The organism is Levilactobacillus zymae (assembly GCF_032190635.1).
GTDB lineage: Bacteria > Bacillota > Bacilli > Lactobacillales > Lactobacillaceae > Levilactobacillus > Levilactobacillus zymae_A.
Window position 1 is genome coordinate 940,884 of record NZ_JAVLAS010000001.1, and the last position, 24,979, is coordinate 965,862.

The window sequence follows — 24,979 nt, forward strand, 5'->3', positions numbered from 1 at the left end:
CGTTAAGAACGAATAGGGGGATCCACGTGGCCAAGGTTAAAACGAAATTTGTGTGTCAAAATTGTGATTACAGTTCCCCCCGGTATCTGGGACGCTGCCCAAACTGTGGGGAATGGAACACCATGGTCGAGGAGACCATTACGCCGGAAGTTAAGCCCCAATCGACGCGGGTGACGCCAGCCGGTGAACATACCCGACCACAATTAATGAACGAGATTAAACATACCACTGAAACCCGCGTTAAGACGCAGATGGAAGAGTTAAACCGAGTGTTGGGGGGCGGCATTGTGCCCGGTTCCCTGATTCTTATCGGGGGGGATCCCGGTATCGGTAAATCAACCCTGCTATTACAGGTCTCGGGCCAACTGAGCGCGACCGGGGGCAAGGTCTTGTACGTGTCCGGTGAAGAAAGTGCCAGTCAGATTAAGATGCGAGCAGACCGGTTAGTGGTCAACGCAGAGCACCTTTACCTATACCCGGAGACCGATATGGTCAGCATTCGGGCCAACATTGAAGAGATGCATCCGGATTACGTAATTATCGATTCCGTACAGACCATGCAGGCGCCCGGAATTGAATCGGCGATTGGGTCGGTTTCCCAGATTCGAGCGGTTACCGGCGAACTCATGCAAATCGCTAAGACCAACGGCATCACCATTTTTGTGGTGGGCCACGTCACCAAGGGCGGAGCCATCGCCGGCCCCAAGATTTTGGAGCACATGGTGGATACGGTTCTGTATTTTGAAGGCGACCTACACCACACTTACCGGATTTTGCGGGCGGTTAAGAACCGGTTCGGATCGACTAACGAACTAGGAATCTTCGAAATGAAGGAAGGCGGTCTGTACGAGGTGGCTAACCCGTCGGAGATCTTCTTGGAAGAACGTCTGAAGGATGCCACCGGTTCGGCCATCGTGGTGTCGATGGAAGGGACCCGACCAATTCTGGTCGAAGTTCAGGCGTTAATTACACCATCGGTTTTCGGTAACGCCCAACGGACAGCCAGTGGCTTGGACCGTAACCGAGTTTCATTGCTGATGGCGGTCCTAGAAAAACGGGCCAACTTGATGTTGCAGAACCAGGACGCCTTCCTGAAGGCTGCCGGGGGCGTGAAGCTAGACGAGCCAGCCATCGACTTGGCGATTGCGTTAAGCATTGCTTCGAGTTACAAGGATACGGCGACGGCCCCCACGGATTGTTTCGTGGGGGAAGTTGGATTGACCGGCGAGGTTCGGCGGGTCAGTCGCATCGAACAACGGGTGGCCGAAGCCAAGAAACTCGGTTTTCAACGCATTTTTGTCCCGAAGAACAACCTGCAGGGCTGGACACCGCCAGCCGGAATCGACGTGATTGGGGTGTCGACGTTGCGGCAGGCGCTGAAACTGGCTTTGGGCGTTTAACGCCTAAGGCCCTGAAGGGAGGTGAATTTTTATGAAAAATCGGAAACGAACAGTTATTTTAGCCCTATTCATCATCATTGGTGGGGTGCTGGGAGCGGCTTACTTACCCCGCACCTGGCAACTTTTAGGGATAACGAGTCCGTTCGTTGATAATATTCTGGTCAATATTTTGCTTGGTGCTATTATTTTCCTTATTCTGGGAGTGTTCTTTGCCAGCAGTTTGATCCGGGTGGTGAATCGCCTGGAGGCCTATTTAAACCGGCAGAACCCCATGACCTTAATTTTTGGAAGTTTATTAACGATCGTCGGTTTAGCGCTGGCGTTATTGATCTCACAATTTCTGTTTCGGGTACCCTCGTTCTTTATCAGTACGGTGATTCCCTGGCTCTTGATGCTGTTATTGGGGTATCTGGGCTTTCGGCTGGGAACGCGGCTGAGTAAGATCCGGGGCGAGGAATGGCGTAAGTTGTTCCAGTCGCGGACCAAGAAGGCCAACGATGAAGCGAGCGAAAAGGTCCTGGATAAGCAGGCGGAACCTAACTTTCACCACTACAAGATTTTGGATACCAACATCTTAATCGATGGGCGGATCTACGATCTGGCGAAGACGGGGTTCCTGGAAGGAACATTATTGGTACCCAATTTCGTGTTATACGAACTCCAATATATTGCTGATTCCAGTGACTCGGTCAAGCGGGTTCGGGGCCGGCGGGGGCTGGATATCTTAAATAAGTTGCAAAACGAACAAATTATGCCCATCGAGATGTACGAAGGCGACTTCGAAGACATTCCGGAGGTGGACAGTAAGTTAATCGCTCTGGCTAAGAAAAACGGTGGAGTGATTGTGACCAACGATTACAACTTAAACAAGGTGATCCAGTTCCAAAACGTACAGGTCTTGAACATTAATTCGTTAGCTAACGCGTTGAAACCACGGGTCATTCCGGGTGAAAACCTGCACGTGATGGTGGTCAAAAACGGGACCGAGCGTCAGCAAGGGGTGGCCTACCTCGACGACGGCACCATGGTTGTGGTTGAAGATGGGAAATACTTCATCAATAAGCAATTAGATGTCGTGGTCACCAGCGCCATTCAGACGGATGCGGGGCGGATGATTTTCGCCAAGCCGGTACATTCCGACCGGGGAATCGAAGATCATAAGACCCAAGGTAAACGGCGTAATGGCGGGAAGAATAGCTAGGGCTAGTGACCTAATAGCCGGTTCTTCGGCACACCCTGGCAGGGCCGATGACTTTCAAGGAAGCCATTAACCATGAGTGAACGGCCATGACGACCGTAGTGACTCTGCAAGATGATGAGTTCAAAAGCCGGAACACGCACAGTGGACCGGTTTTTGGTGTCATTATGGGAACAAAACGGGGCTACCCCTTTATTTTTGGTGGTGGTCATTGTACACTTAAAGCACTGTGGACGCATCGGGGTCACTCGGTGCCAACTAAAAAAACGAGAAAGAGGCGCAACCAATTTGGCTAAAAATGCAATTCGGGTTCGTTATGCTCCGAGCCCCACTGGACATCTGCACATCGGTAACGCGCGGACGGCGATCTTTAATTATCTGTTTGCCCGCCACAACAAAGGTAAGTTTATTATTCGGATCGAAGACACGGATACTAAGCGTAACATCGCGGACGGTGAACGGAGCCAGTTGGAAAACTTAAAGTGGCTCGGTTTGGACTGGGATGAAGGTCCTGACGTTGGTGGGGACTACGGTCCGTACCGGCAATCCGAACGTCGCGACATTTACACGCCTCTCATTCAACAATTGATGGATGAAGGTAAGGCTTACGAATCTTACCGGACGGAAGAAGAACTCCAAGCCGACCGGGAAGCCCAAAAGGCCCGTAGCGAAATGCCCCACTACGAATACGAATACGCTGGCATGACCGAAGAAGAAAAGCAGGCCGCCATCGACGCCGCGAAGGCTAAGGGCTTAAAGCCGGTCATCCGCTTCCGCGTACCCAAGGATGAAGTCTTCGAATGGGACGACATGGTCAAGGGCCACGTGTCCTTCAACTCCGATACCATCGGGGGCGACTTCGTTATCGCTAAGCGCGACGGCATGCCAACCTACAACTTTGCCGTTGTGGTTGACGACCACAAGATGGCCATCAGTCACGTCTTCCGGGGTGACGACCACGTGGCCAACACGCCTAAGCAATTGATGATTTACAAGGCCTTTGACTGGGACGCCCCAAAGTTCGGTCACATGAGCCTAATCATCAGCAAGGACACCGGGAAGAAGTTATCCAAGCGGGACGAATCCGTCTTACAATTCATCGAACAATATCGTGATTTGGGTTACTTACCAGAAGCCATGTTCAACTTTATTCTGTTGTTGGGCTGGTCACCGGTCGGCGAAGACGAAATCTTCACCCGTAAGCAATTCATCAAGATGTACGACGAAACGCGGTTGAGCAAGTCGCCCGCAACGTTTGACATGGACAAGTTGGAATGGTTGAATAACCGTTACGTCAAGGACGCCGACGAAAGCACCGTAGCTGACTTGGCCATGAAGCAATTAATCAAGGCCGGCAACATCCCGGCTAACCCGGACACGGCCACGATTGAGTGGTCTCGGCAATTGATTAACTTGTACAAATGCCAAATGAGCTACATGGCGCAAATCAACGACATGGCGTCCGTCTTCTTCGAAGAACCCGAAAAGGTTGAAGGGGATGCTTGGGACGAAATCAACAACGAGACGGCACCGGTTGTCTTGAAGGCCTTCGCCGCTGAAATCAAGAAGCTCGACTTGTTCGATTCCGTGGAAATCTTCCACGTGATCAAGCGGGTCCAAGCCCAAACCGGCATCAAGGGCCGGCAACTCTGGATGCCAATCCGGATTGCTGTGACCCACGAAATGCACGGGCCAGAATTACCAGAATCCATCGAATTGGTCGGTCGCGAAACGGCCTTGAAGCACATCCAACAAACGTTGGACCAATTAGGTGCCTAAATTTAGTATGGTGGAAAAGTCTGAAATTACGGTTTCAGGCTTTTTTATTGTCCAGATTGACGGTGGGCTTTGCTCACGACAGAAAGTGGTCTGGGAACACTGGGAGGCCTAAATTAGTCACCGAAGATGGGGGCTAGTCTCCTGGAATTAACGATTTTGTAAAGAAGCCGCTAACTGGGGCGCTTGGCCGCGGTTTCGGCTTCTTAGTTCTGGGGGGAATATGCTACAATGGACCTAACTATTGTTTAGTGACGTGAAGGGAGCCTCGGGAATGCTCAAAGTTTTTAACACCATGACGCGACAAAAAGAAACGTTCGAGCCGATCACACCGGGCGTGGTCAACATGTACGTCTGCGGGACGACCGTTTATAACTACATTCATATTGGCAATGCCCGGAGTGTGATTGCCTTTGATACAATCCGCCGGTACTTCGAATACCGCGGTTATCAGGTGAAGTACGTGTCCAACTTTACCGACGTTGACGATAAGATGATCAACGAAGCCCACAAGGAAGGCATTACGGTGCCGGAATTGGGGGATAAGTTCATTCAGGCCTTTAAGGAAGATACCGCGGCCTTGAACATTGAACCGGCCACGGCCAATCCCCGGGCCACCGACTACATCCAAGAGATTATTGAATTTGTCCAAAAATTAATTGATAAGGGCTACGCGTACCCGGCCGCCGGCGACGTTTACTACCGGGCCCGGAAGTTTAGCGACTACGGTCAGCTGGCCCACCAAAACATCGACGAGTTGGAGGAGGGCGCTTCGCAACACACCAACGACGAAGAGACCGCTCGCAAAGAAGACCCCGTCGATTTTGCCCTGTGGAAGGGCGCCAAGCCGGGCGAAATCTCCTGGCCGTCACCGTGGGGGGCCGGTCGTCCCGGGTGGCACATCGAGTGCTCCGTGATGTCGACGCACCTACTGGGGGACACCTTTGACATCCACGGTGGGGGCGAAGACCTGATTTTCCCGCACCACCAAAACGAAATTGCGCAGAGTGAAGCCGAAACCGGTAAACCCTTCGTGCACTATTGGTTACACAACGGCTTTGTGACGGTCGGGGATGAGAACCAGAAGATGAGTAAGTCGCTAGGGAACTTCGTGACGGTCCACGATTTGCTGCAGACCGTCGACCCGCGGGCCCTACGCTTCTTCATGGCCACCACCCAGTACCGGCGGCCGATTCAGTACACCCAGCAAAACTTAGAGACCGCCACGCGCAACCTCGAGCGTCTGCAAACGGCCTACGACAACATGGGTTACCGTTTGCAGGACGCCGAGGCCGGTAACGACCCCAAGGTGGAACAGGAGGTCCGTCAGATCACGGCCGACTACACCGACGCCATGGACGACGACTTTAACGTGCAAAACGGGGTCGCTGAGGTCCACGAACTGGCCCGGTTGGGGAACGTCTACGCCGAACGGCCGGTGGTCTTTAAGGACACACTGGAATTCATGCGCCGGACGTTAGGCGAACTTTTAAGCGTCTTTGGCGTTAACTTGACGGAAGCCGCCGGACTCGACGACGACCGGATTGAAGCATTAATCAACGAACGCGTGGCAGCACGCAAGAACCGGGATTTTCAACGGAGCGATGAAATTCGTGAGCAGTTGAAGGCCCAGGGGATCATCCTTGAGGATACCCCGCAAGGCACCCGGTGGAAGAAAGGAAATTCATGACAAACACAGCTTACCAACAGTTAAACGGGGTGGCCTTAGCCTACATGGGCGATGCCGCTTACGAAGTCATCATTCGCCGGCACCTGATCGAAGAGGGCTTGGCTAAGCCGAACCATTTACAACGCACGGCCACCCACTACGTGTCGGCTAAGGCCCAGGCAGCGTTGATTGCGTTGATGGAGCAGGACAAGCTTTTGAGCGACGACGAATGGGCCGTCTTCAAGCGCGGCCGTAACGCCAAGAGTTACACCCACGCCAAGAACACCGACGTGGTGACCTACCGAATTTCCACGGGCTTCGAAGCCCTAATGGGGTATCTGGCCTTGAGTGACCAGCAGGACCGAGTCGACGAATTAAGTCAATGGTGCATCCAACAAGTAGAAGCGGGGCGGACAGAATAATGGCAGAAGAACAAACTGATTTCGTGATTGGTCGGCACCCGGCCGTGGCCGCCTTGCGCAGCCAACAAGCCATCAACAAGGTTTTCTTACAGAGTGGGCTGAAGTCCGAGGCCATTGATGAGATTCGTCAACTGGCCCAACGCCGCCACCTGGTGATCTCCGAAGTGCCCAAGCAGAAGTTAGACCAACTGACGGACCACCAGAACCACCAGGGAGTGGCGTTAGGCGTCGCGGCGTTTGAGTACGCCAGCATCGACGACCTTTACGCCAACGCCGAGAAGAAGGGGGAGGAACCGTTCTTCTTAATTCTCGATAACATCGAAGACCCGCATAACCTGGGGTCCATCTTACGGACCGCCGATGCCAGTGGGGTTCACGGGGTGATCATTCCCAAACGTCGGGCCGTGGGCTTAACCTCCACGGTGGCGAAGACCTCGACGGGGGCCATCGAAACGGTTCCCGTGGCCCGGGTGACTAACCTGGTCAACACGGTCAATGAGCTGAAGCAACGCGGGATGTGGATCTTTGGGACCGACATGGCCGGCACCGACTACCGCGATTGGAACGCTAAGGGCGCCGTTGGGCTGATTATCGGGAACGAAGGCAAGGGCATTTCGCGCCTGCTGAAGGAAACCGTGGACCAGACGCTGACCATTCCGATGGTTGGCACGGTTCAAAGTCTCAACGCCAGTGTGGCGGCGGGCTTATTGATGTACCAAGGCTTCAACTCACGGCATCCGGTTCAACACTAAGTTAGCGAAAGGAGGGGACGGGCCATCAAACAGGATATTTTAATTGTCGATGCCTACAACATGATCGGCAACTGGCCCGAACTCGGCCGGCTAAAGCAGCAAGAACGGTTACCGGAAGCCCGTGACCAACTGTTAAACATGTTGGCTAACTACCATAAGTTACGGGAGTCCATCATTTACGTGGTGTTCGACGCGATGTATGTGCCGGGCATCTCGAAGAGTTATCAGCAATACGACCTGCACATTACCTGGACCAACCGGGACGAGACGGCGGATAGTTACATCGAGAAATTGGCCAAGAAGCTCCAAACCCGGTTCACCCAGGTGACCGTGGCTACCAGCGACCAGGCCGAACAATGGACCATCTTCTCGGAGGGAACGCTGCGGATTCCGGCGGGCGAACTCTTACGCGACATTGAACGGGCGCAAAACGAAGTCAAGCAGACCGCCCGGGAGTTCGCCGATAAGGGACTGGTGCGCAAATCTCCTTGGAACGATCAACAACTATACAAGTTAGAGAAGTTACGTGACCAATTGATGGGTCCCCAGGCACCGACACGCCAAAAATTAAAACGTAAACGGAAGAAATAAACATCCGTTCGCTTAGCACCATCAAGCCCACCCGGTAGACTAAAACTAGTTTACTAGGGGAGGGCTTTTCAGATGGAACAGTTAGATGACCTGCAATTAATTGACTTGATTCGGACCCAGGGCGATTCGTTGGCCATTCAGGAACTTTTCGGTCGGTATCGTCCAGTGATGCTACGCTTGCGACAACGCTATTATCTACCGGGGCACGAGCTAGATGATTGGGAACAAGAAGCGCGGCTGGTTCTGTGTACGGTGGTTCGTCAGTTTCGAGCAGAGCGTTCCCCTAGTTTTGGGGCCTTTTATAAGCTCAATCTGACGCACCGCGTTTACGATCTGATTCGCCAGAGCCAAGCGCAAAAGCGGCACGCCCAGTTGGTGTCGTTTGACGCGCAGCAGACGTATTTTGCGGACACACTGGTGGATACGCGCGCCCAAGTTCGTGCCGGTTTAGAGTGCCAGGAAGCCCTTCAGCAGGTGCTCCCCCGGCTATCGGCGGTAGAACGGGCGGTATTTGTCGAGTTATTAGGGAACGCTACTCCGGAAGAAATCAGCCGAAAGTTTGGGTGGCCGGCCCAACGGGTGGTGGCCGCACTGCATCGTTGTCGGCAAAAGCTCCGGCAATTGCTCGCGGAATGATTGACGCTAGGAAAAAACGATGGTAAGCTATTGCAGTATTCGTTATACTAGTAAGATGAAGGTGGTGGCAGGATGGCTCAACGCAAGATCGCTTTGGTCTGTTCAGTTTGCGGGTCCCGGAACTACACCATCGCAGCAAGCGCGACCCGTACCCAACGGTTAGAAGTTAAGAAATTTTGTAAGCATTGTGGGAAGTACACGTTGCATCGCGAAACGCGGTAACCCCACACACATTGTTTAGGGAGGCAACACCATGCGGTTATTCCGATTCTTTAAGGCGGTCGGTCAAGAAATGAAACAGGTTTCCTGGCCCGGCGTTAAGCAAACCCGGCACGACACGGGAACGGTTGTCGGCATTTCAGTGCTGTTCGCAGTCTTCTTTGCGATCGTGGACTGGATTGTCCAATTTGGTTTGAAGTTCATTTCCTAAGGGGAAGGTTCGAGTGGCCAAATACTGAAAAATATGCTATATTGAATCTAACGGGAACTTCGTGTAGTGCGGAGTTTTTTTATTTTGTCTAAAAAAAGGAGTGCGCCAACAAAATGGTCGAATCAGAAGAAAAACAATGGTACGTGCTGCATACCTACGCCGGTTACGAAAACAAAGTGAAGGCAAACCTGGAATCCCGGTCGGAATCCATGGGGATGCAAGATAACATCTTCCGCGTGGTTGTGCCGGAAGAAGAGGAACACGAAGTGAAGAACGGTAAGGACAAGGTGACCATGGAAAAGACCTTCCCGGGCTACGTGCTCATCGAAATGGTCATGAGTGACCAAGCTTGGTACATCGTGCGGAATACGCCGGGCGTTACCGGGTTCTTGGGCTCTCACGGGCAAGGAAGTAAGCCCACGCCATTGTTGCCAGACGAAGTGGAACGCATCATGCGAACGATTGGGATCTCGGCGCGGCATGCTAACCTGGACGTTGAGGTTGGCGATTCGGTTACGATTGTGGACGGTGCCTTCAGCGGCTTGGTCGGTAAGATTACCGAAGTCGATAACGAAAAGATGAAGCTCAAGGTCAACATCGACATGTTCGGGCGGGAAACCAGTACCGAATTGAACTTCGACCAAGTCGACCCGATCGTGGCCTAACCTTTTTAGGGTTACCCGGTAAGGCACGGGATACCAACTGGTAAAACTGAAAAAGCACTTGTGACGGTAGATAATGTGTGGTAAACTCTTCAAGTATGCGTACTGGTTACGCATGTGTTAAACGTGGGAGGAACCTAAATTGACCGGTTCCAGTTACCACACACGGACTTAAGGAGGTATTGTCTCGTGGCTAAAAAAGTAGCTAACGTAGTTAAATTGCAGATTCCTGCAGGCAAAGCAACCCCAGCTCCCCCAGTTGGACCAGCACTGGGTCAAGCAGGGATCAACATCATGGGCTTCACTAAGGAATTCAACGCTCGTACCGCTGACCAAGCTGGTATGATCATTCCTGTTGTGATCAGCGTCTATGAAGATCGTTCCTTTGATTTCATCACCAAGACTCCCCCAGCAGCAACGCTGTTGAAGAAGGCCGCTGGTGTTGAACATGGTTCTGGCGAACCTAACACGAACAAGGTTGCTAAGGTAACCAAGGATCAAGTTAAGCAAATCGCTGAAACTAAAATGCAAGATCTAAACGCAGCTGACGTTGAAGCAGCTATGCGCATGATTGAAGGTACTGCCCGGAGCATGGGCTTCACGGTCGAAGGTTAAGCTCAGTTTTCGGATAGTCGGACACTTCACGAAAATGAAATGTGTCAAGTGGGAGGTTTATCCGTTACAACCACATTTGCAAGGAGGAATACACAAACATGGCTCACAAACGAGGTAAAAAGTATCAAGACGCTGTTAAGCAGGTCGAAGCCGGTAAGGTTTACGCTGCTAACGACGCCGTTGAGTTAGTAAAGAAGATTGATTTCGCTAAGTTTGATGCAACGGTTGAAATTGCATTCAAGCTTAACGTGGACACTAAGCAAGCCGACCAACAATTACGTGGCGCCTTAGTCCTGCCTAACGGTACGGGTAAGGAAACCACGGTGATCGTCTTCGCTAAGGGTGACCAAGCTAAGGCCGCAGAAGCTGCCGGTGCCGACGTTGTCGGTGAACAAGACTTGGTTGAACGTATCCAAGACGGCTGGTTAGACTTTGACGTTGCCATTGCAACGCCAGACATGATGGCCCAAGTTGGTCGTTTAGGTCGGGTCTTAGGTCCTAAGGGCTTAATGCCAAATCCTAAGACGGGTACGGTTACCATGAACGTCACCAAGGCCGTTTCCGACGCTAAGAACGGGCAAGTTACTTACCGGACTGACCGGGATGGTAACGTGGCTGTTCCTGTCGGCAAGGTTTCCTTTGACGCTGACAAGTTAGTTGGTAACTTGAAGTCCATCGCTGAAACGATCGTTCGTGCCCGTCCAGCTTCTGTTCGGGGGACTTACGTCCAACACGTTTCCATCGCGTCAACGTTTGGCCCAAGTGTCAACATTGACTTGGCTACTTTAGTAGACTAAGTTCATTTGGAATCAAAAAAATCCCTCATCAATAGTTGACACCAGTGTCAACTTATTGTATGCTATTGAAGTTGTGAATAGATCTACCTAAGACTCAGGTGACGGATTCGTCTTAAACTAGCCTGCCGAGGAAGAAGTTTATTATTGAACTTTTAACTCTCTATGTCTGGGTGGCATGGGGATTTTTTTATCCCACCAAACTACTCTGGGAGGTGAACAGTTTGAGTGAACAAGCTATTGCTGTTAAAGCAAAGAAGGTTGATGCCGTCGTTGAAAAGTTCAACGCCGCCACCAGCGCAATCGTTGTTGATTACCGTGGGTTAACGGTTGAACAAGTCACTGACTTACGGAAGCAATTACGTGATGCAGGCGTTCAGATGAACGTCATCAAGAACAAGATCTTGACGCGGGCAGCGGAAAAGGCAGGTTACGGCGACTTAAACGATGTTTTTGCTGGCCCTACTGCCGTTGCGTTTTCTAACGAAGACCCAATTGCTCCAGCTAAGATTTTGAAGAAGTTCTCCGATAGCGTTGATGCCTTGGAAATCAAGGGTGGTTACATCGAAGACAAGATCATGTCTGTTGATGAAATCAACGTTTACGCTACCTTGCCTAGTCGTGAAGACTTGCTCTCCATGCTGGCTAGCGAACTTCAAGCTCCTATCCGTAACGTGGCTTACGCAATTAAGGCCGTTGCTGAAAAGGGCGATGATGGTGAAGCCGCATAAGCGACTCCCGTTATCACTAGTAACATAAAATATAAAACCCAATTATTGGAGGAAAATAACATGGCTTTTGATAAAGATGCTATCATTGCTTCTCTTAAAGAAGCATCCATTACTGACCTTAACGACCTTGTTAAGGCTATCGAAGACGAATTTGGCGTTTCTGCTGCTGCCCCAGTTGCTGCAGCCGGTGCCGCTGGTGGCGACGCTGCTGCCAAGGACTCATTCGATGTTGAATTGACTGAATCCGGTGACGCTAAGGTTAAGGCTATCAAGGCTGTTCGTGAAATCACTGGCCTTGGTTTGAAGGACGCTAAGGGTCTTGTTGACAACGTACCATCCGTCATCAAGGAAGGCGTTTCCGAAGACGAAGCTAACGACATCAAGGAAAAGCTTGAAGCCGTTGGTGGTGTCGTAACTCTTAAGTAGTTACAACCAACTCGTTAATAAATAACGGTGTTCCCATTTTGGGAGCGCCGTTTTTTTGTGGTCTAAACTCGGGCTTAAACATGATGGTAAGGGATTGTGGCCAGTCATTCTAAAAGTGGCGTAACTTGGTAAATAAACCGTTAAACCGGGAGACTGTACGGAGGATAGGCCGTTTTTTTGGTATACTTAACCCAATTAACACCATAAAGTGACACAACCAACTTCGGGATAAACGGGGAAAAGCGTTGGCTTTTAAGCTCGGAGTTAAGATAATAAAGGGGGAAATTGTTTTGGGGGTGGCAAGTGTGTGGCAACGATTCCAAGCGTGGATTCAAAAGCGACTGACGTTGATTAAGGGCGTCTTTCTGCTGTCCGTTCTCTTGTTAGTGATTCGTGAATTAGGCCGAATCGGTCATGAAATTAGTGGGGCGCAGCTGCGTGCTGCGTTGGGTAATTTAGACTTTAGTACCAGTATCATGTTAGCCGTGGTGGGGTTTATCGCGGTGTTACCCATGCTGGTCTATGATTTTACAATTGTGGAATTCTTACCGGGTCATTTCTCCACGGGTTATATCATCCGTAGTGGTTGGGTGACCAATACGTTCACCAACCTCGCCGGCATGGGGGGACTGTTGGGCGCCAGTCTGCGCGCTAACTTTTATTCGGCGTCGGCGTCGAAAAAGCAGGTACTCTATGCAATTTCTAAGATTGCGCTGTTCTTGTTGGCCGGGTTATCCCTGTCCTGCTGGGTAGCGTTGGTGATGTTGTTTGGGTTCGATATTGGTGCGCCATACCGGGGGTATTGGTTCTGGCTGTTGGGTGGGGGCCTGTACTTTCCAGTTCTGTTTCTTTTCACGCGGTTTAACGACGGTGAATTCTTTCAGGACCTGACCTGGCCGCGCGAATTACGCTTGATTATCGGGTCCAGCCTGGAATGGGGGAGCTGTGCGCTCTTCTTCCTGTTGATTGGCTGGGCGTTACGCCTGCCATTAGACTTTGCAGCGGTCTTTCCGATGTTCGTGGTAGCTTCCGTCGCCGGGGTGGTCTCGATGATCCCCGGGGGCTTAGGGTCCTTTGACGTTTTCATGATTTTCGGGTTGGGCCTGTTGGGCGTTAGTCGGGCCGATGCCGTGGGTTGGCTACTACTCTATCGGTTGTTCTACTATCTGTTGCCGTTCTGTGTGGGGGTTGGGTTGTTCGTCCACGACGCCGGCCACCGGTTAAATCAATTTTTAGCGGGTCTGCCCGTGGCGATTCTCCGCCGGGGGGCCCACCTCTTCGTGGTGACCTTCATGTACTTCTCGGGAGTCATGATGCTGCTATACGCCACGATTCCGGACGTGGTCTTGGCGAACCGGTTATACATGCGGCTGATTCCGTTCATGTTCTACTTCCTCAGTCAAGTCACCAACCTGATCATGGCCTTTCTATTGATTGGCTTGGCCCGGGGCGTGGGGTCCCGGGTGGCGCGGTCGTTTTGGCCAACCCTGGTGGTTCTTTTGCTCGCAATTGGCAACACGTTGTGGCGGGAAAACTTCCCGGGTGGGTTAGCCGCCCTGCTGGGATTAGTATTACTTTGCCTGATTTTAGCCAAGCCGGAATTGTCGCGGCAGAGCTTCCATTATTCGTGGGGGGGACTGCTAACGGATGGGAGCATCTACGTGGTAACCTTCGTGTTGTACACCATTCTGGGATTCCTAGCTCGGAGTCCGCATCGCCGGCCGCAGTTCTTGCAGGCTTGGCTGCCGCCGTCGACGCAGGTTTGGTTAAACGGTCTCGGGGGGCTCTTAATTGCGTTACTCATTCTACTGACCATTAACCGTTATCTTTCGGCTCCTCAGGTGGCCTGGCTCAAACAGCCATTTGACGCCCAACGCGTCCGTAACTTGATCATCAAGTACGGTGGTAATGAGGTCAGTCACCTGGCCTTTCTCCAGGATAAGCGAACGTTCTTCTACCAGGATAATGGCGAAGATCAGCTGATGATCCTGTTTCGTCAAAAGGCCGATAAGCTGTTAGTCATGGGCGAACCGATTGGTAATCAGGACTACCTGTTACCGGCCCTTCAAACGTTTATGCGGGACACCGATCGAGCCGGCTTACGGCCAGTCTTCTACGAAATCAGTGAAGAACTGACGCTACGGTTACACGAAATGGGGTTTGACTTCATCAAGGTTGGTGAAGAGGGTCACGTCGACCTGACGACCTTCAGCCTGGCCGGGAAACCGCACCGTGGCGAACGGGCCCTGGTCAATAAATTTAAGCGTGAAGGCTACGAATTTAAGCTGCTTCAACCGCCATTAAGCGACGCGCAGTACCAGGAACTCAAAGTCATTTCCGATTCCTGGTTGGGAGACGAGACCGAAAAGAGCTTCTCGATGGGCTTCTTTAATCGTGACTACCTCAACGAAGCCCCCATCGCGGTGATGACCGACGCGCAAGGCAAGATGGTGGCCTTTGCTAACCTGATGCCGACCGGCGACCGAAAAATGACGTCGATCGACCTGATGCGTAGCAGCCATGACGCGCCGTCTGGCATCATGGACGGGTTGTTCGTATACTTGTTTCTGACTTGCCGCGAGCAAGGCTACACCAGCTTTAATTTAGGCATGGCGCCCCTAGCAAACGTGGGGGTCTCCGAATTCAGCTTTATTGAAGAACGGGTGGCCCACCTGATCTACGAATATGGGTCGAACTTCTACAGTTTCCAAGGACTGCGGGCTTATAAGGAAAAGTATGTCTCGGTCTGGCAGCCGAAGTATTTGGCTTACCGCCGGCGTGAATCGCTAATCTTTACCATGCTTCAACTGATGCAGGTGATTAACCGCCCCGAAACGGGAGAAAAGGCCAAGTTCCTGCCGCGTTGGTTGGATCATTGGTTGGTCGATGAGGTCGATTGGGAAAATCACGACTAGCCACTTAAGCTCATTTCAATTGATCCGTTAACGTGACAGTCGGCTGACTTTAGGCTAGCTGAGATCTAATTAAAAATCGCGAGACCCTTAGTGCGGGTCTCGCGGTTTTTGACCATAGTGGCAGGTCATTAATCCCGCCGTGGTCGTTTAATTCGTATATTTGTAAGGCAGTTGATGGTGGAAACTATCGAATTGGGCGAAGATGTCATCGATGGTGTCGGCGTCGATGAACAAATCCATGTTGGCTTGCGGCGCAAACCCCTGGTCGCAACAGGTCTGCATCATCTCTACGAGGCTGTCGAAATAATGGTTGATGTTGAACAGCGCGATGGGCTTTTGGTGAACGTTGAGCTGACTCCAAGACAGCATGGTGGTGAATTCTTCGAAAGTCCCGAAGCCACCAGGCAAGACGATAAAGGCGTCGGCTTGACGCAACATTTCGTCCTTGCGTTCGTCCATGGTGGCGGTTTCGATGAGCCTTGTGACGTTCGTTTCGGCTAGGTCCATTTGTTTGAGGAAGGTTGGGATGATGCCGATGACCTCGCCACCGGCCGCCATGGTCGACTCGGCAATGGTGCCCATCAGCCCTTCTTTGCCACCACCGTAGACCACCGGGTGGTGATGAGCGGCTAGGTATTGGCCTAGGGCCCGGGTTTGTTGCTCGTAGGCAGGGTCTAATCCATGGTTGGACCCGCAAAAGACGCAGACGTTTTTGATCGTTGGCATATGAAGAACCCCCGTTTGACTAGAATATTCTCATTATACCTCACTTGGCGTTGCTGGTACCGATTAGTGGGACGGCGCGTCGCCAATAATGGTAAAGCCGTACCCGCGAATGTGGGCCTTGAGCATGGTTAGGTAGGCCTGGGCCAACGGACTTAGCTCGATTTGACGGTGCTTGAGCCAGCCTAGCGTCATCGCGTCGTCGACGGCCAGCGGGATGGCCACAATCTTGTCGTCGTTGAGTTGGCTACTGATGATTCCCGAGCTAATGGTGTAGCCGTTCAAGCCGACCATCAGGTTAAAGATGGTTGCCCGGTCACTGACCTGGATGGTCTTCTGCCGATCGAGGGTGCTGAGAATTTCCTCGGAGAAGTAAAACGAGTGGTTGTCTCCCTGTTCGTAAGACAAGTAGGGGTAGGCGGTCAGGTCGGCTAACGTGACCACTTTCTTTTGGGTCAACGGATTCTGCCGTCCCACGAAAACGTGTGGTTTAGCGGTGAAGAGTGGGGTGAAAACCAGGTCCTGCTCTCTGAATAATTTTTGCATGACCTGGCGATTAAAAGAATTGAGGTATAAGATACCAAGCTCGCTTTTGAAGCTGGTTAGGTCGCTTAGGATGTTGCGAGTTTCCGTTTCCCGTAACGTGAAGTGGTATTCATCGGCCTGCACCGTCTTCAAGAGGTCGACGAAGGCGTGAACCACGAAGGCGTAGTGTTGGGCCGACACGGAAAAGGCCTGCTTGCGCAAGGGTTGCTTGGCGTAACGGCCCTCCAACAGCCGAACCTGATCTAAGACTTGGCGGGCGTAGACCATGAATTCTCGGCCGTCATTGGTCAGGGTCACACCGAGTTTGCTGCGTAACAGGATTTGGATGCCCATTTCTTGCTCCAGGTCCTTGATGGCGCTGGAGAGGCTGGGCTGAGTCAGGTAGAGCCGTTTGGCGGCCTCGTTGATTGAGCCGGTTTTAACGATGGTTTCCAGATAGGTAAGTTGTTGGATGCGCATGGGAGGCCTCCTAGGTATTTCCTTTATTATAAATCTTCTTATAGCGAGAAACTATAACGGGTTCTTAATTTTAAGCGTTAGCCAAGTCGTCGTGCTGGTGGTAGTTTAGAACCAAGCCATAACCGTTGAGGGGGATTTTAAATGACAACATCAATCATTGGTTTTCCACGCATTGGGGAGAACCGCGAACTCAAATTCAACACCGAAAAATACTGGCGCCACCAACTGACCGCCGAGCAGCTGCAACAAGCCGCCCACGACCTGCGCTTAAAGCACTGGCAACTGATCAAGCAAGCGGGGATTGACGGAATTCCCAGCAACGACTTTTCGTTTTTTGACACGACGCTAGACACTGCCACGTTGTTCAACGTGGTGCCCGCGGCGGCCAAGACACTCGACCTGTCGTCGCTAGATCGCTACTTCGCGTTAGCCCGGGGGTATCAGGGCGATCACGGGGACCTCAAGGCGTTACCCATGAAGAAGTGGTACAACACCAACTACCATTACCTGGTGCCGCAATTTACGGCGACGACGCGGGTCAAGTTGGTGGGAACCAAGATTTTTGACGAATACCAGGAAGCCCAGGACGCGGGAATTCAGACGCGCCCGGTCATCGTGGGTCCGTTCACGTTTTTGAGCCTGAGTGAATTTCACGATTGCCAACCGGCAGACTTTGTGACCGACCTGGTTGCGGCCTACCAAGCGGTCTTCGCCAAGCTGGCTGCGCAGGGCGCCGAGTGGATTCAACTCGACGAACCCGAACTGGTCAAGGACGTGACCGGGCAACGGCGCGAGTTGTTTAACGCGATTTATGACCAGTTATTGACCGCAAAATCCGGTCTGAAGGTGCTGGTACAGACCTACTTTGGCGACGTACGTGACGTGTATACCGACCTGGTTGACTTGCCCATCGAAGGCCTGGGACTAGACTTTCACGAGGGACGTCAAACCGCGCAACTGGTGCAATCTGGGTTTCCGGCGGATAAGACCTTGTTCGCGGGGGTGGTCAACGGTAAGAATATCTGGCGTAACCATTACGCGCAAACGTTAGCCCTGTTGAAGACGTTACCGGTTCAGCACCTGGTGATTTCGACGTCGTGTTCGCTGCTCCACGTGCCGTTTACGGTGGCTAACGAGGCCTTTCCCGACCAGGTCAAACAACATTTTGCCTTTGCCACGGAAAAGTTGGGCGAATTGACCGACTTACAGGCCAGCCTGACAGACCCTGCCACACCCGCGTTGGCGCGCAACCAAGCACTATTTGCCCAGCCGCGGGTGCAACCCAATCCCCAGGTCCACGACCGCATCGCTAAGTTAACCGCCGATTCGTTCGTCCGGCACCCGGCCTTAGCCCAGCGCGCGCAAATCCAGCAGGTGGAATTTCACCTGCCACTCTTACCGACCACCACGATTGGCTCGTTTCCCCAGACCAGAGAGGTCAAACGGACCCGGGCGCGGTTCCGCAAACACGAGATTTCGCAGGTCGACTACGATCACTTCATTGGAGAACACATCAAAGAGTGGCTCAAGTGGCAAGAAGACATCGGCCTGGACGTGTTGGTTCACGGCGAATTCGAACGGAACGACATGGTCGAGTACTTCGGCCAACACTTAGACGGCTACCTGTTCAGTCGAAACGGGTGGGTTCAATCCTACGGGACCCGCGGAGTTAAGCCCCCCATCATCTGGGGGGACGTGGCACGCAAGCACCCGATCACGGTCAAGTGGTCGACCTTTGCTCGGCGGCAAACCAGTAAGTTGGTCAAGGGGATGCTGACCGGGCCAGTGACGATTCTGAACTGGTCATTCCCCCGTGAGGATATTTCGCAGCGCGAATCGACGATTCAGATCGCCCTGGCCATTCAAGACGAGGTTCTCAATTTGGAACGAAAAGGAATCAAGATCATTCAAATTGACGAGGCCGCATTACGGGAAAAGTTGCCGTTACGGCAATCCGACTGGTACAGCGAATATCTGGATTGGGCCGTGCCCGCCTTTCGGTTGGTCCACAGTCAGGTTAAGCCAGAAACCCAGATTCACACCCATATGTGCTATTCCGAGTTCACCGACATCATCCCGGCCATTCAGGATCTCGATGCCGACGTGATTTCGTTTGAAGCGTCGCGGTCGAATCTGGAAATTCTCGACGCGTTACAAAAGGAACATTTTCAACTTCAGGTGGGGCCGGGCGTCTACGATATCCACTCGCCCCGGATTCCTTCGGTGGCCGAAATCACGACCACGATTCACCAGATCTTGGCGAAGGTCCCCGAACAAAGGGTCTGGATCAATCCCGACTGTGGGCTAAAGACCCGGGGCATCACTGAAGCCAAGGCCAGTGTGGAACATTTGACCGCCGCGGCGCAAGCAGTTCGGGCCGAACTAACGGCAAAGGGGGACTAAGCGATGGACCCAGCCAAACCAGAATTATCGTTTGAGGTCTTTCCGCCTAGTTCACCGGCGGGAACGGCGAAACTCACGCAGACGCTGGCCCAACTGAAGGGTATCGCCCCCAGCTTCGTCAGTGTGACCTGTAGTAATCATCAATTGAACTACGAACAAAGTACCATTGCGTTGGCCCAGGCCGTGCACCGAGACCTCCGGTGTGCGACCATGGTCCACATGCCAGCGGCTTACGTGACGAAGGCGCAGGTGCGGCAGATCCTCGACCAGCTCGAGGCGGCGCACATCCAGCAGGTGTTAGCGTTGCGTGGGGACTTGGACGGGGCGGCGCCGGAAACGGACTTCACCCACGCCAGCGACCTGGTTCGGTTTATCAAACGGGTCAAACCACAGTTTCGGGTGACGGGGGCCTGCTACCCCGAGGTCCATCCGGATTCCCCGGACCGGGTCGCCGATATTCGCAACCTGAAGGCCAAAGTTGACGCGGGGTGTGACCAGCTGATCACCCAACTCTTCTACGACAACGCCCAGTTCTATCGGTTTCAGGAAGCCTGCGCGATTGCCGGGATCACCGTGCCAATCCTGGCGGGCATCATGCCGATTACCAACCGGCAACAGGCCCTCCACGTGGTCCAAAATTGTGCGGCTAGTCTGCCCCCGAAATTCAGGGCGATTCTGGATAAGTACCGGGATAATCCGGTGGCGTTACGAGAAGCCGGCTTGGCCTACGCGGTGGATCAGATTGTCGATCTGGTCACCCATGACGTGGCGGGGATTCATCTGTACACGTTGAATCAGGCGGCGACGGCTCAACACATATACGACAACACGGCGTCGTTATTTGCCCCGGTGCCGGTGGCAGATTAACTCACTCACGTTTAAAAAATGGCCCCGCTTAAGCAACTGTGCTTAGGCGGGGCCATTTAGTCATGGTGTGATTATTTTTGTTGGGGATCTTCCGGGTCGTCCGGTTCACCAATTTGGTAGTCACTGTCGTTCATGGCTTCCACGTTGCCTAACAGGTAACCGTTACCGACTTGCGAGAAGAAGTCGTGGTTGGCCGTGGAGGTTGAAATCCCATTCATCACGATGGGGTTCACGTCCTCGGCCGTGTCGGGGAAGAGGGGATCTTGCCCCAGGTTCATCAGCGCCTTGTTCGCATTGTAGCGAATAAAGGTCAGGACTTCTTCGGTCCAGCCGACTTGGTCGTACATCAGATGGGTGTACTTTTCTTCGTTGGCGTAGAGCTTGTACAGAAAGTCGTACATCCAGTCCTTCATGGCCTGTTGTTCGTTGTCGCCCAGTTCCTTCATGCCTAACTGGAACTTGTAGCCAATGTAGGTACCGTGGACGGATTCGTCCCGTAAAATCAACTTGATGATTTCGGCCACGTTGGCGAGTTTGTTATGCCCCAGGTAGTACAGCGGCGTGAAGAAGCCGGAGTAGAACAGGAAGGTTTCCAGGAAGACGCTGGAGATTTTTTTCTTCAGGGGATGTTCGTCGTCGTGGTAGAGCGTGTAAATCCGCTTGGTCTTATTCTGCAAGAATTCTTCGGTATCGCTCCAGTTGAAGATTTCGTCGATCTCGTCCGGCGTGTTCAACGTCGAGAAGATGGTCGAGTAGCTCTTGGCGTGGACGGATTCCATGAATTGAATGTTGTTGAGGACCGCCGTTTCGTGCTTGGTCCGTACGTCTCGCCGCAAGGCCGCCATGCCGTCTTGGGACTGCAGGGTGTCTAGTAAGGTCAGCCCGCCGAAAACGTGACCCACGACCCATTGATGGTCGGTGTCTAAGGTCCGCCAGTCGTCCAAGTCGTTGGACACGGGGATCCGGGTGTCGAGCCAGAATTGTTCGGTTAGTTTTTCCCAGGTCGCCTTGTCGATCTCGTCGGACACGGCGTTCCAGTTAATCGCTTCGTAGTTACCGTCTTGATTCATTGCTGCCATAGTTTGCACTCCTTTACCGTCCTAGATAACACAACTTTCACATTGGTTGGCGCCGACTTCGTTATTGTCGTCGGTAAACGTCCGCACGTAGTAGATCGACTTGATGCCCTTACGGTAAGCGTAGTTCCGCAGGATACTGAGGTCCCGCGTGGTCATCTTGTCGGTCCGGCCGTTCTTCCATTCGTACAGGCCGGCGGGAATCGTGGACCGCATAAATAGCGTGAGGCTCATCCCTTGGTCCACGTGCTTTTGAGCGGCCGCGTAGACGTCGATGACCCGGCGCATGTCGGTATCGTAGGCTGACTTGTAGTACGGCATGGTGTCGTTACTCAGGTACGGTGCCGGGTAGTAGATCTTCCCAATCTTCTTTTCCTGACGTTCCTCGATCCGGTTGATGATCGGGTGCAGGCTGGCCGTGGTGTCGTTGATGTAAGAAATCGACCCGTTGGGAGCGACGGCCATGCGGTTCTGGTGGTATAACCCGTCACGCATGACGTCGGCCTTGAGTTGAGCCCAGTCTTCAGGCGACGGTAACCAAACGTCACTAAAGAGGCCTTGCACCTTGGCGTTATCCGGTCGCCAATCGTGTTCCGTGTAGCGATCGAAGTAGGAGCCGTCGGCGTATTTGCTGGCTTCGAAGTTGTGGAAGGTTTCGTGCCGTTCCTTGGCAATCTGGTTGGAGGCCTTTAACGTCCAGTAGTTCAGTAACATGAAGTAGACACTGGTAAAGTCGATACTGTCCTTGGAACCATACATCATGTGGTTCTTGGCGAAGTAACTGTGCAGTCCCATAGCACCCAGGCCAATGGTGTGGGCTAACCGGTTACCGTGTTGGATGGACGGGACCACGTCGATGTCGGAGTGGTCGGTCACGAAGGTCAGTGCCCGGACCATGGTTTCCACGGAGTGCCCGAAGTCGGGGGAGGCCATCAGGTTAACGATGTTGGTCGACCCCAGGTTGCAGGAAATATCCGTCCCCAGTTTTTCGTATTCTTGCTTGTTGTCGTAGGTGGTTGGTGTTTGGACCTGCATAATTTCGGAACACAGGTTACTCATCACGATGCGGCCCTGGATGGGGTTTTCGCGGTTAGCCGTGTCGATGTTAACGATGTAGGGGTAACCGGATTCTTGCTGCAGTTTACCGATTTCCGTTTCCAGTTCCCGGGCCTTCAGCCGCTTCTTGCGAATGTCCGGGTTGGCGACCATCTTATCGTATTCGGCGGTGATGTCCACGTAGGAGAATGGTTTGCCGTAGATCCGTTCGACGTCGTACGGGCTGAAGAGGTACATGTCGGCGTCTTGTTCACAGAGTTGGTAGAACTTGTCGGGGACCGTGACCCCGAGTGACAAGGTCTTCAACCGGATCTTTTCGTCGGCGTTTTCTTTCTTAGCGCCCAAAAAGGCGATGATGTCGGGATGGAAGACGCTCAGGTAGACCACACCGGCCCCTTGGCGTTGTCCAAGTTGGTTAGAGTAGGAGAAGCTGTCTTCGAGGAGCTTCATGACGGGCACGACCCCGGAAGCGGCCCCTTCGATGTGCTTGATCGGGTCACCGGCCCCCCGCAGATTGGACAGGCTGATGCCGACCCCACCACCGATACGGGACAGTTGCAGCGCGGAGTTGATGGTCCGCCCGATGGTGTTCATGTCGTCGGTGGATTGAATCAGAAAACAGGAGACCAGTTCCCCACGCCGGGCCCGGCCAGCGTTTAAGAAGCTAGGGGTGGCCGGTTGGTAACGTTGGTGAACAATTTCGTCGGCCAAGTCGTGGGCCAACTGTTGGTCGCCACCGGCAAAGTCGAGGGCGTTCATCGCCACGCGGTCGATGAAGTTTTCCAGGTAGTAGGCGTTGTCATCGGTCTTTAAGGCGTATTGCGCGTAGAATTTGTACGCGGCCATAAAGGACTTGAAGTGGAAGTTTTGAGCCTTCAGGTAGGCGTAGAGGTCTTCGATGAAGCTCAACGGGTACTGGTTGATGACTTGCGGTTCCACGTAGTTCCCGGCGATCAGGTAGTCGAACCGGTCCTTTAAGGACGCGAAGGTCTTGGTGTTGGGTGCCACGTTTTCTTTGAGGAAGGCCTGTAAAGCTTCCTGGTCCTTGTTCAACGGAATCTGGCCATCCACGGGGATGTTGATCTCGTTATTTAAATCGTAATAAGTGACGTCTTTGAGGTTCTTGAGGCTCATAAGCACGCTCTTCCTTTCTCACACCGAATTTTAGTCAAAATAAAAGCGACGTCAGCCGAAACGACGTCGCCAAGACGGGGTTGTCGGAACGTTAATTAACCCGCAATTTGTTGCAGTTGGTCAGGCCGGAAACCAAAAAAGGCCTTGTGACCGGGTGCTTCCACGACCGGTAGAGATTGAAATCCCTGTGCCTTTAAGTAGGTGACATATTCGGGATTTTGGTTAATATTACGTTCTTCAAAGGCCACGTTGTGTTCGGTAAGGAAACGCTTGGTCATTTTGCATTGCATACAGTTGTTCTTGGAATAAATCGTTACTTTCATGGTTGCCACATCCTCTAAAATTTGTTTCTAATGTGTTTAGTGTACACCAGATTGGCGAAATTTCAATCGAAAAAAGCACCATATTTAGTGGTTGAAGGATACAATAACTACTAAATATAGTGCTCAGCGCGTTAATTTTATTTTATTGCCCACCAGTCCAAAAACTACGGTAAAATAAACCTAAAAGGTGGTCGAGAAAATGACTAATCACTATTATACACAAAATCCGGATGTTGTACACGAAGAACGCCACTGGCCGTTCACCCTATTAGGTAACGAATTGTTGTTTACCACCGACAACGGGGTCTTCTCAAAATCCCGCGTGGATTACGGCTCACGAGTTTTACTCGATGCGTTTAACGCCGACAAGACCCCGGCCGGTGCTTGGTTGGATCTGGGCTGTGGGTACGGTCCGATTGGCCTGGCCCTAGCCAAGAAATACCCGGACCGGCAGGTGACACTGGCCGACGTCAACGAACTGGCGTTGTCGTTGGCGCACCAAAACGCAACGGCGAACCAGATTACTAACGCTCGGATCATCGAATCCGACCGGTATGCGGCTTTAGGTGCCGCCAAGTATGCGGCCATTTTGACCAACCCACCGGTGCGAGCGGGGAAGGAAGTGGTCACCAGCATGTTAACCGGGGCCGCCCAACACCTGTTGCCGGGGGGCACGCTGACCGTGGTGCTCCAGAAGAAACAGGGAGCCCCGTCGGCTAAGAAGCACATGACCGAAACGTTTGGTAACTGTCAGATCCTCAAGAAGGACAAAGGGTATTACATCTTGGAAAGTACGCAAAACTAACCTAGGACGAGGAGGTGGGCACGAATGCGTCAGATAACTTATTCTGCCGAACAACGGCACTACATGGAAGAAGCGTTATTCGAAGCCGACCGCGCGGCTTGGATTGGGGAAGTGCCAATTGGTGCGGTGATCGTCCACGAGGGACGGATCATCGGTCGGGGGCACAACCTCCGTGAACACGCCAACGATGCGACTTTACACGCCGAGATTCGCGCCATCGAAGAGGCCTGTGCGACCTTAGGGAGTTGGCGGTTGGAAGATTGCCAACTCTACGTGACCATCGAGCCGTGTTTGATGTGTAGTGGGGCGATTATTAACTCCCGGATTCCCACGGTGTTTTACGGCGCCCGTGACCCCAAGGCGGGGGCGGTGGATAGTCTGTACAACACGCTGACGGATTCGCGGTTGAACCACACGGTCACGGTCTACGAGGGCTTAATGGCGAAGGCGGCCGGTGAACGACTGGTGACCTTTTTCAAGGAAGCTCGGCGCCGGCAAAAGGCGGCCAAGCAGGCCCGCAAAGCGGCGGCTGAAAAGTCGCTAGACAGTCTTTCCGAATCATGATACACT

Annotated in this window: 25 protein-coding genes and 1 other annotated feature; of the genes, 20 read left to right on the top strand and 5 right to left on the bottom strand. The window is 52.7% G+C overall.

The window, feature by feature from the left end; genetic code table 11:
* Positions 1–26 precede the first annotated feature (26 nt).
* The 16 genes from radA to mprF all read left to right on the top strand — a co-directional run bounded on the left by radA (position 27) and on the right by mprF (position 15,017).
* A complete protein-coding gene (gene radA, locus RI501_RS04210) occupies positions 27–1,400 on the top strand; it encodes a DNA repair protein RadA (protein WP_313820497.1) in 1,374 nt (457 codons plus the stop codon).
* A gap of 31 nt (positions 1,401–1,431) precedes the next feature.
* The gene (locus tag RI501_RS04215) at positions 1,432–2,601 is read left to right on the top strand and encodes a PIN/TRAM domain-containing protein (protein ID WP_313820498.1); all 1,170 of its coding nucleotides are present in this window, start codon (positions 1,432–1,434) and stop codon (positions 2,599–2,601) included.
* A gap of 285 nt (positions 2,602–2,886) precedes the next feature.
* The gene (gene gltX, locus RI501_RS04220; protein ID WP_313820499.1) at positions 2,887–4,377 is read left to right on the top strand and encodes a glutamate--tRNA ligase; all 1,491 of its coding nucleotides are present in this window, start codon (positions 2,887–2,889) and stop codon (positions 4,375–4,377) included.
* Between the two features lie 271 nt (positions 4,378–4,648).
* Complete coding sequence (cysS, locus tag RI501_RS04225) at positions 4,649–6,064, top strand: cysteine--tRNA ligase (RefSeq protein WP_313820500.1); 1,416 nt, start codon at positions 4,649–4,651, stop codon at positions 6,062–6,064.
* A complete protein-coding gene (locus RI501_RS04230) occupies positions 6,061–6,465 on the top strand; it encodes a Mini-ribonuclease 3 (protein WP_057732380.1) in 405 nt (134 codons plus the stop codon). The genes cysS and RI501_RS04230 overlap by 4 nt, the downstream gene beginning before the upstream one ends.
* On the top strand, positions 6,465–7,217 hold the full coding sequence (gene rlmB / locus RI501_RS04235) for a 23S rRNA (guanosine(2251)-2'-O)-methyltransferase RlmB (RefSeq protein WP_313820501.1): 753 nt from the start codon (positions 6,465–6,467) through the stop codon (positions 7,215–7,217). The genes RI501_RS04230 and rlmB overlap by 1 nt, the downstream gene beginning before the upstream one ends.
* A 24-nt stretch (positions 7,218–7,241) precedes the next feature.
* Positions 7,242–7,808 carry an NYN domain-containing protein gene (locus RI501_RS04240; RefSeq protein ID WP_313823126.1) on the top strand — a complete coding sequence of 189 codons (567 nt, stop codon included), beginning with the start codon at positions 7,242–7,244 and terminating at the stop codon, positions 7,806–7,808.
* Between the two features lie 72 nt (positions 7,809–7,880).
* Positions 7,881–8,444 carry a sigma-70 family RNA polymerase sigma factor gene (locus RI501_RS04245; RefSeq protein WP_313820502.1) on the top strand — a complete coding sequence of 188 codons (564 nt, stop codon included), beginning with the start codon at positions 7,881–7,883 and terminating at the stop codon, positions 8,442–8,444.
* A 72-nt stretch (positions 8,445–8,516) separates the two neighbouring features.
* Positions 8,517–8,666: a 50S ribosomal protein L33 gene (rpmG, locus tag RI501_RS04250; protein WP_313820503.1), complete on the top strand. Its 150-nt coding sequence runs from the start codon at positions 8,517–8,519 to the stop codon at positions 8,664–8,666.
* A 31-nt stretch (positions 8,667–8,697) separates the two neighbouring features.
* Entirely contained in the window at positions 8,698–8,874 is a 177-nt protein-coding gene (gene secE, locus RI501_RS04255; RefSeq protein ID WP_313820504.1) for a preprotein translocase subunit SecE, read from the top strand.
* Between the two features lie 113 nt (positions 8,875–8,987).
* A complete protein-coding gene (nusG, locus tag RI501_RS04260; protein ID WP_313820505.1) occupies positions 8,988–9,539 on the top strand; it encodes a transcription termination/antitermination protein NusG in 552 nt (183 codons plus the stop codon).
* A 186-nt stretch (positions 9,540–9,725) separates the two neighbouring features.
* Entirely contained in the window at positions 9,726–10,151 is a 426-nt protein-coding gene (gene rplK / locus RI501_RS04265; RefSeq protein WP_057732369.1) for a 50S ribosomal protein L11, read from the top strand.
* Between the two features lie 98 nt (positions 10,152–10,249).
* On the top strand, positions 10,250–10,948 hold the full coding sequence (gene rplA, locus RI501_RS04270; protein WP_313820506.1) for a 50S ribosomal protein L1: 699 nt from the start codon (positions 10,250–10,252) through the stop codon (positions 10,946–10,948).
* Positions 10,949–11,016: 68 nt separating this feature from the next.
* Positions 11,017–11,145: a sequence feature (ribosomal protein L10 leader region), on the top strand.
* A 24-nt stretch (positions 11,146–11,169) separates the two neighbouring features.
* Positions 11,170–11,676, top strand: coding sequence for a 50S ribosomal protein L10 (rplJ, locus tag RI501_RS04275; RefSeq protein ID WP_313820507.1), 507 nt, complete (start codon positions 11,170–11,172; stop codon positions 11,674–11,676).
* Positions 11,677–11,736: 60 nt separating this feature from the next.
* Complete coding sequence (gene rplL, locus RI501_RS04280; RefSeq protein ID WP_024747613.1) at positions 11,737–12,102, top strand: 50S ribosomal protein L7/L12; 366 nt, start codon at positions 11,737–11,739, stop codon at positions 12,100–12,102.
* A 296-nt stretch (positions 12,103–12,398) separates the two neighbouring features.
* Positions 12,399–15,017, top strand: coding sequence for a bifunctional lysylphosphatidylglycerol flippase/synthetase MprF (gene mprF, locus RI501_RS04285; protein ID WP_313823128.1), 2,619 nt, complete (start codon positions 12,399–12,401; stop codon positions 15,015–15,017).
* A 147-nt stretch (positions 15,018–15,164) separates the two neighbouring features.
* On the opposite strand, the gene RI501_RS04290 is transcribed toward mprF, so the two are convergent.
* Together RI501_RS04290 and RI501_RS04295 are read right to left on the bottom strand one after the other, a co-directional pair.
* Positions 15,165–15,743 carry an LOG family protein gene (locus RI501_RS04290; RefSeq protein WP_313820508.1) on the bottom strand — a complete coding sequence of 193 codons (579 nt, stop codon included), beginning with the start codon at positions 15,741–15,743 and terminating at the stop codon, positions 15,165–15,167.
* Between the two features lie 63 nt (positions 15,744–15,806).
* Positions 15,807–16,745: a LysR family transcriptional regulator gene (locus tag RI501_RS04295; protein ID WP_313820509.1), complete on the bottom strand. Its 939-nt coding sequence runs from the start codon at positions 16,743–16,745 to the stop codon at positions 15,807–15,809.
* Positions 16,746–16,886: 141 nt separating this feature from the next.
* On the opposite strand from RI501_RS04295, the gene metE reads away from it, so the two are divergent.
* Positions 16,887–19,148 carry a 5-methyltetrahydropteroyltriglutamate--homocysteine S-methyltransferase gene (metE, locus tag RI501_RS04300; RefSeq protein ID WP_313820510.1) on the top strand — a complete coding sequence of 754 codons (2,262 nt, stop codon included), beginning with the start codon at positions 16,887–16,889 and terminating at the stop codon, positions 19,146–19,148.
* A gap of 3 nt (positions 19,149–19,151) precedes the next feature.
* On the top strand, positions 19,152–20,015 hold the full coding sequence (gene metF / locus RI501_RS04305) for a methylenetetrahydrofolate reductase [NAD(P)H] (protein ID WP_313820511.1): 864 nt from the start codon (positions 19,152–19,154) through the stop codon (positions 20,013–20,015).
* Between the two features lie 71 nt (positions 20,016–20,086).
* Here the strand turns inward: metF and nrdF are convergent, their stop codons facing one another.
* The 3 genes from nrdF to nrdH form a co-directional block, all read right to left on the bottom strand.
* Positions 20,087–21,085, bottom strand: coding sequence for a class 1b ribonucleoside-diphosphate reductase subunit beta (gene nrdF, locus RI501_RS04310; protein WP_087742776.1), 999 nt, complete (start codon positions 21,083–21,085; stop codon positions 20,087–20,089).
* 30 nt (positions 21,086–21,115) lie between these two features.
* A complete protein-coding gene (gene nrdE, locus RI501_RS04315) occupies positions 21,116–23,281 on the bottom strand; it encodes a class 1b ribonucleoside-diphosphate reductase subunit alpha (RefSeq protein ID WP_313820512.1) in 2,166 nt (721 codons plus the stop codon).
* Positions 23,282–23,376: 95 nt separating this feature from the next.
* Entirely contained in the window at positions 23,377–23,604 is a 228-nt protein-coding gene (nrdH, locus tag RI501_RS04320) for a glutaredoxin-like protein NrdH (RefSeq protein ID WP_057800817.1), read from the bottom strand.
* A 199-nt stretch (positions 23,605–23,803) separates the two neighbouring features.
* On the opposite strand from nrdH, the gene RI501_RS04325 reads away from it, so the two are divergent.
* Together RI501_RS04325 and tadA are read left to right on the top strand one after the other, a co-directional pair.
* Positions 23,804–24,409 (top strand): class I SAM-dependent methyltransferase, encoded by a 606-nt coding sequence (locus RI501_RS04325; protein ID WP_313820513.1) that lies wholly within the window; start codon positions 23,804–23,806, stop codon positions 24,407–24,409.
* Between the two features lie 24 nt (positions 24,410–24,433).
* A complete protein-coding gene (gene tadA / locus RI501_RS04330; RefSeq protein ID WP_313820514.1) occupies positions 24,434–24,973 on the top strand; it encodes a tRNA adenosine(34) deaminase TadA in 540 nt (179 codons plus the stop codon).
* Positions 24,974–24,979 lie beyond the last annotated feature (6 nt).

What these genes read in the sequence shown, in the direction of transcription:
- RI501_RS04215 (WP_313820498.1), top strand. Translation starts at nt 1,432, where the DNA reads ATGAAAAATCGGAAACGAACAGTTATTTTAGCCCTATTCATCATCATT.
- rlmB (WP_313820501.1), top strand. Translation starts at nt 6,465, where the DNA reads ATGGCAGAAGAACAAACTGATTTCGTGATTGGTCGGCACCCGGCCGTG.
- nrdE (WP_313820512.1), bottom strand. Translation starts at nt 23,281, where the DNA reads ATGAGCCTCAAGAACCTCAAAGACGTCACTTATTACGATTTAAATAAC.
- RI501_RS04230 (WP_057732380.1), top strand. Translation starts at nt 6,061, where the DNA reads ATGACAAACACAGCTTACCAACAGTTAAACGGGGTGGCCTTAGCCTAC.
- nrdF (WP_087742776.1), bottom strand. Translation starts at nt 21,085, where the DNA reads ATGAATCAAGACGGTAACTACGAAGCGATTAACTGGAACGCCGTGTCC.
- RI501_RS04245 (WP_313820502.1), top strand. Translation starts at nt 7,881, where the DNA reads ATGGAACAGTTAGATGACCTGCAATTAATTGACTTGATTCGGACCCAG.
- metE (WP_313820510.1), top strand. Translation starts at nt 16,887, where the DNA reads ATGACAACATCAATCATTGGTTTTCCACGCATTGGGGAGAACCGCGAA.
- nrdH (WP_057800817.1), bottom strand. Translation starts at nt 23,604, where the DNA reads ATGAAAGTAACGATTTATTCCAAGAACAACTGTATGCAATGCAAAATG.
- cysS (WP_313820500.1), top strand. Translation starts at nt 4,649, where the DNA reads ATGCTCAAAGTTTTTAACACCATGACGCGACAAAAAGAAACGTTCGAG.
- RI501_RS04295 (WP_313820509.1), bottom strand. Translation starts at nt 16,745, where the DNA reads ATGCGCATCCAACAACTTACCTATCTGGAAACCATCGTTAAAACCGGC.
- rpmG (WP_313820503.1), top strand. Translation starts at nt 8,517, where the DNA reads ATGGCTCAACGCAAGATCGCTTTGGTCTGTTCAGTTTGCGGGTCCCGG.
- secE (WP_313820504.1), top strand. Translation starts at nt 8,698, where the DNA reads ATGCGGTTATTCCGATTCTTTAAGGCGGTCGGTCAAGAAATGAAACAG.
- nusG (WP_313820505.1), top strand. Translation starts at nt 8,988, where the DNA reads ATGGTCGAATCAGAAGAAAAACAATGGTACGTGCTGCATACCTACGCC.
- rplL (WP_024747613.1), top strand. Translation starts at nt 11,737, where the DNA reads ATGGCTTTTGATAAAGATGCTATCATTGCTTCTCTTAAAGAAGCATCC.
- rplA (WP_313820506.1), top strand. Translation starts at nt 10,250, where the DNA reads ATGGCTCACAAACGAGGTAAAAAGTATCAAGACGCTGTTAAGCAGGTC.
- metF (WP_313820511.1), top strand. Translation starts at nt 19,152, where the DNA reads ATGGACCCAGCCAAACCAGAATTATCGTTTGAGGTCTTTCCGCCTAGT.
- RI501_RS04290 (WP_313820508.1), bottom strand. Translation starts at nt 15,743, where the DNA reads ATGCCAACGATCAAAAACGTCTGCGTCTTTTGCGGGTCCAACCATGGA.
- tadA (WP_313820514.1), top strand. Translation starts at nt 24,434, where the DNA reads ATGCGTCAGATAACTTATTCTGCCGAACAACGGCACTACATGGAAGAA.
- RI501_RS04325 (WP_313820513.1), top strand. Translation starts at nt 23,804, where the DNA reads ATGACTAATCACTATTATACACAAAATCCGGATGTTGTACACGAAGAA.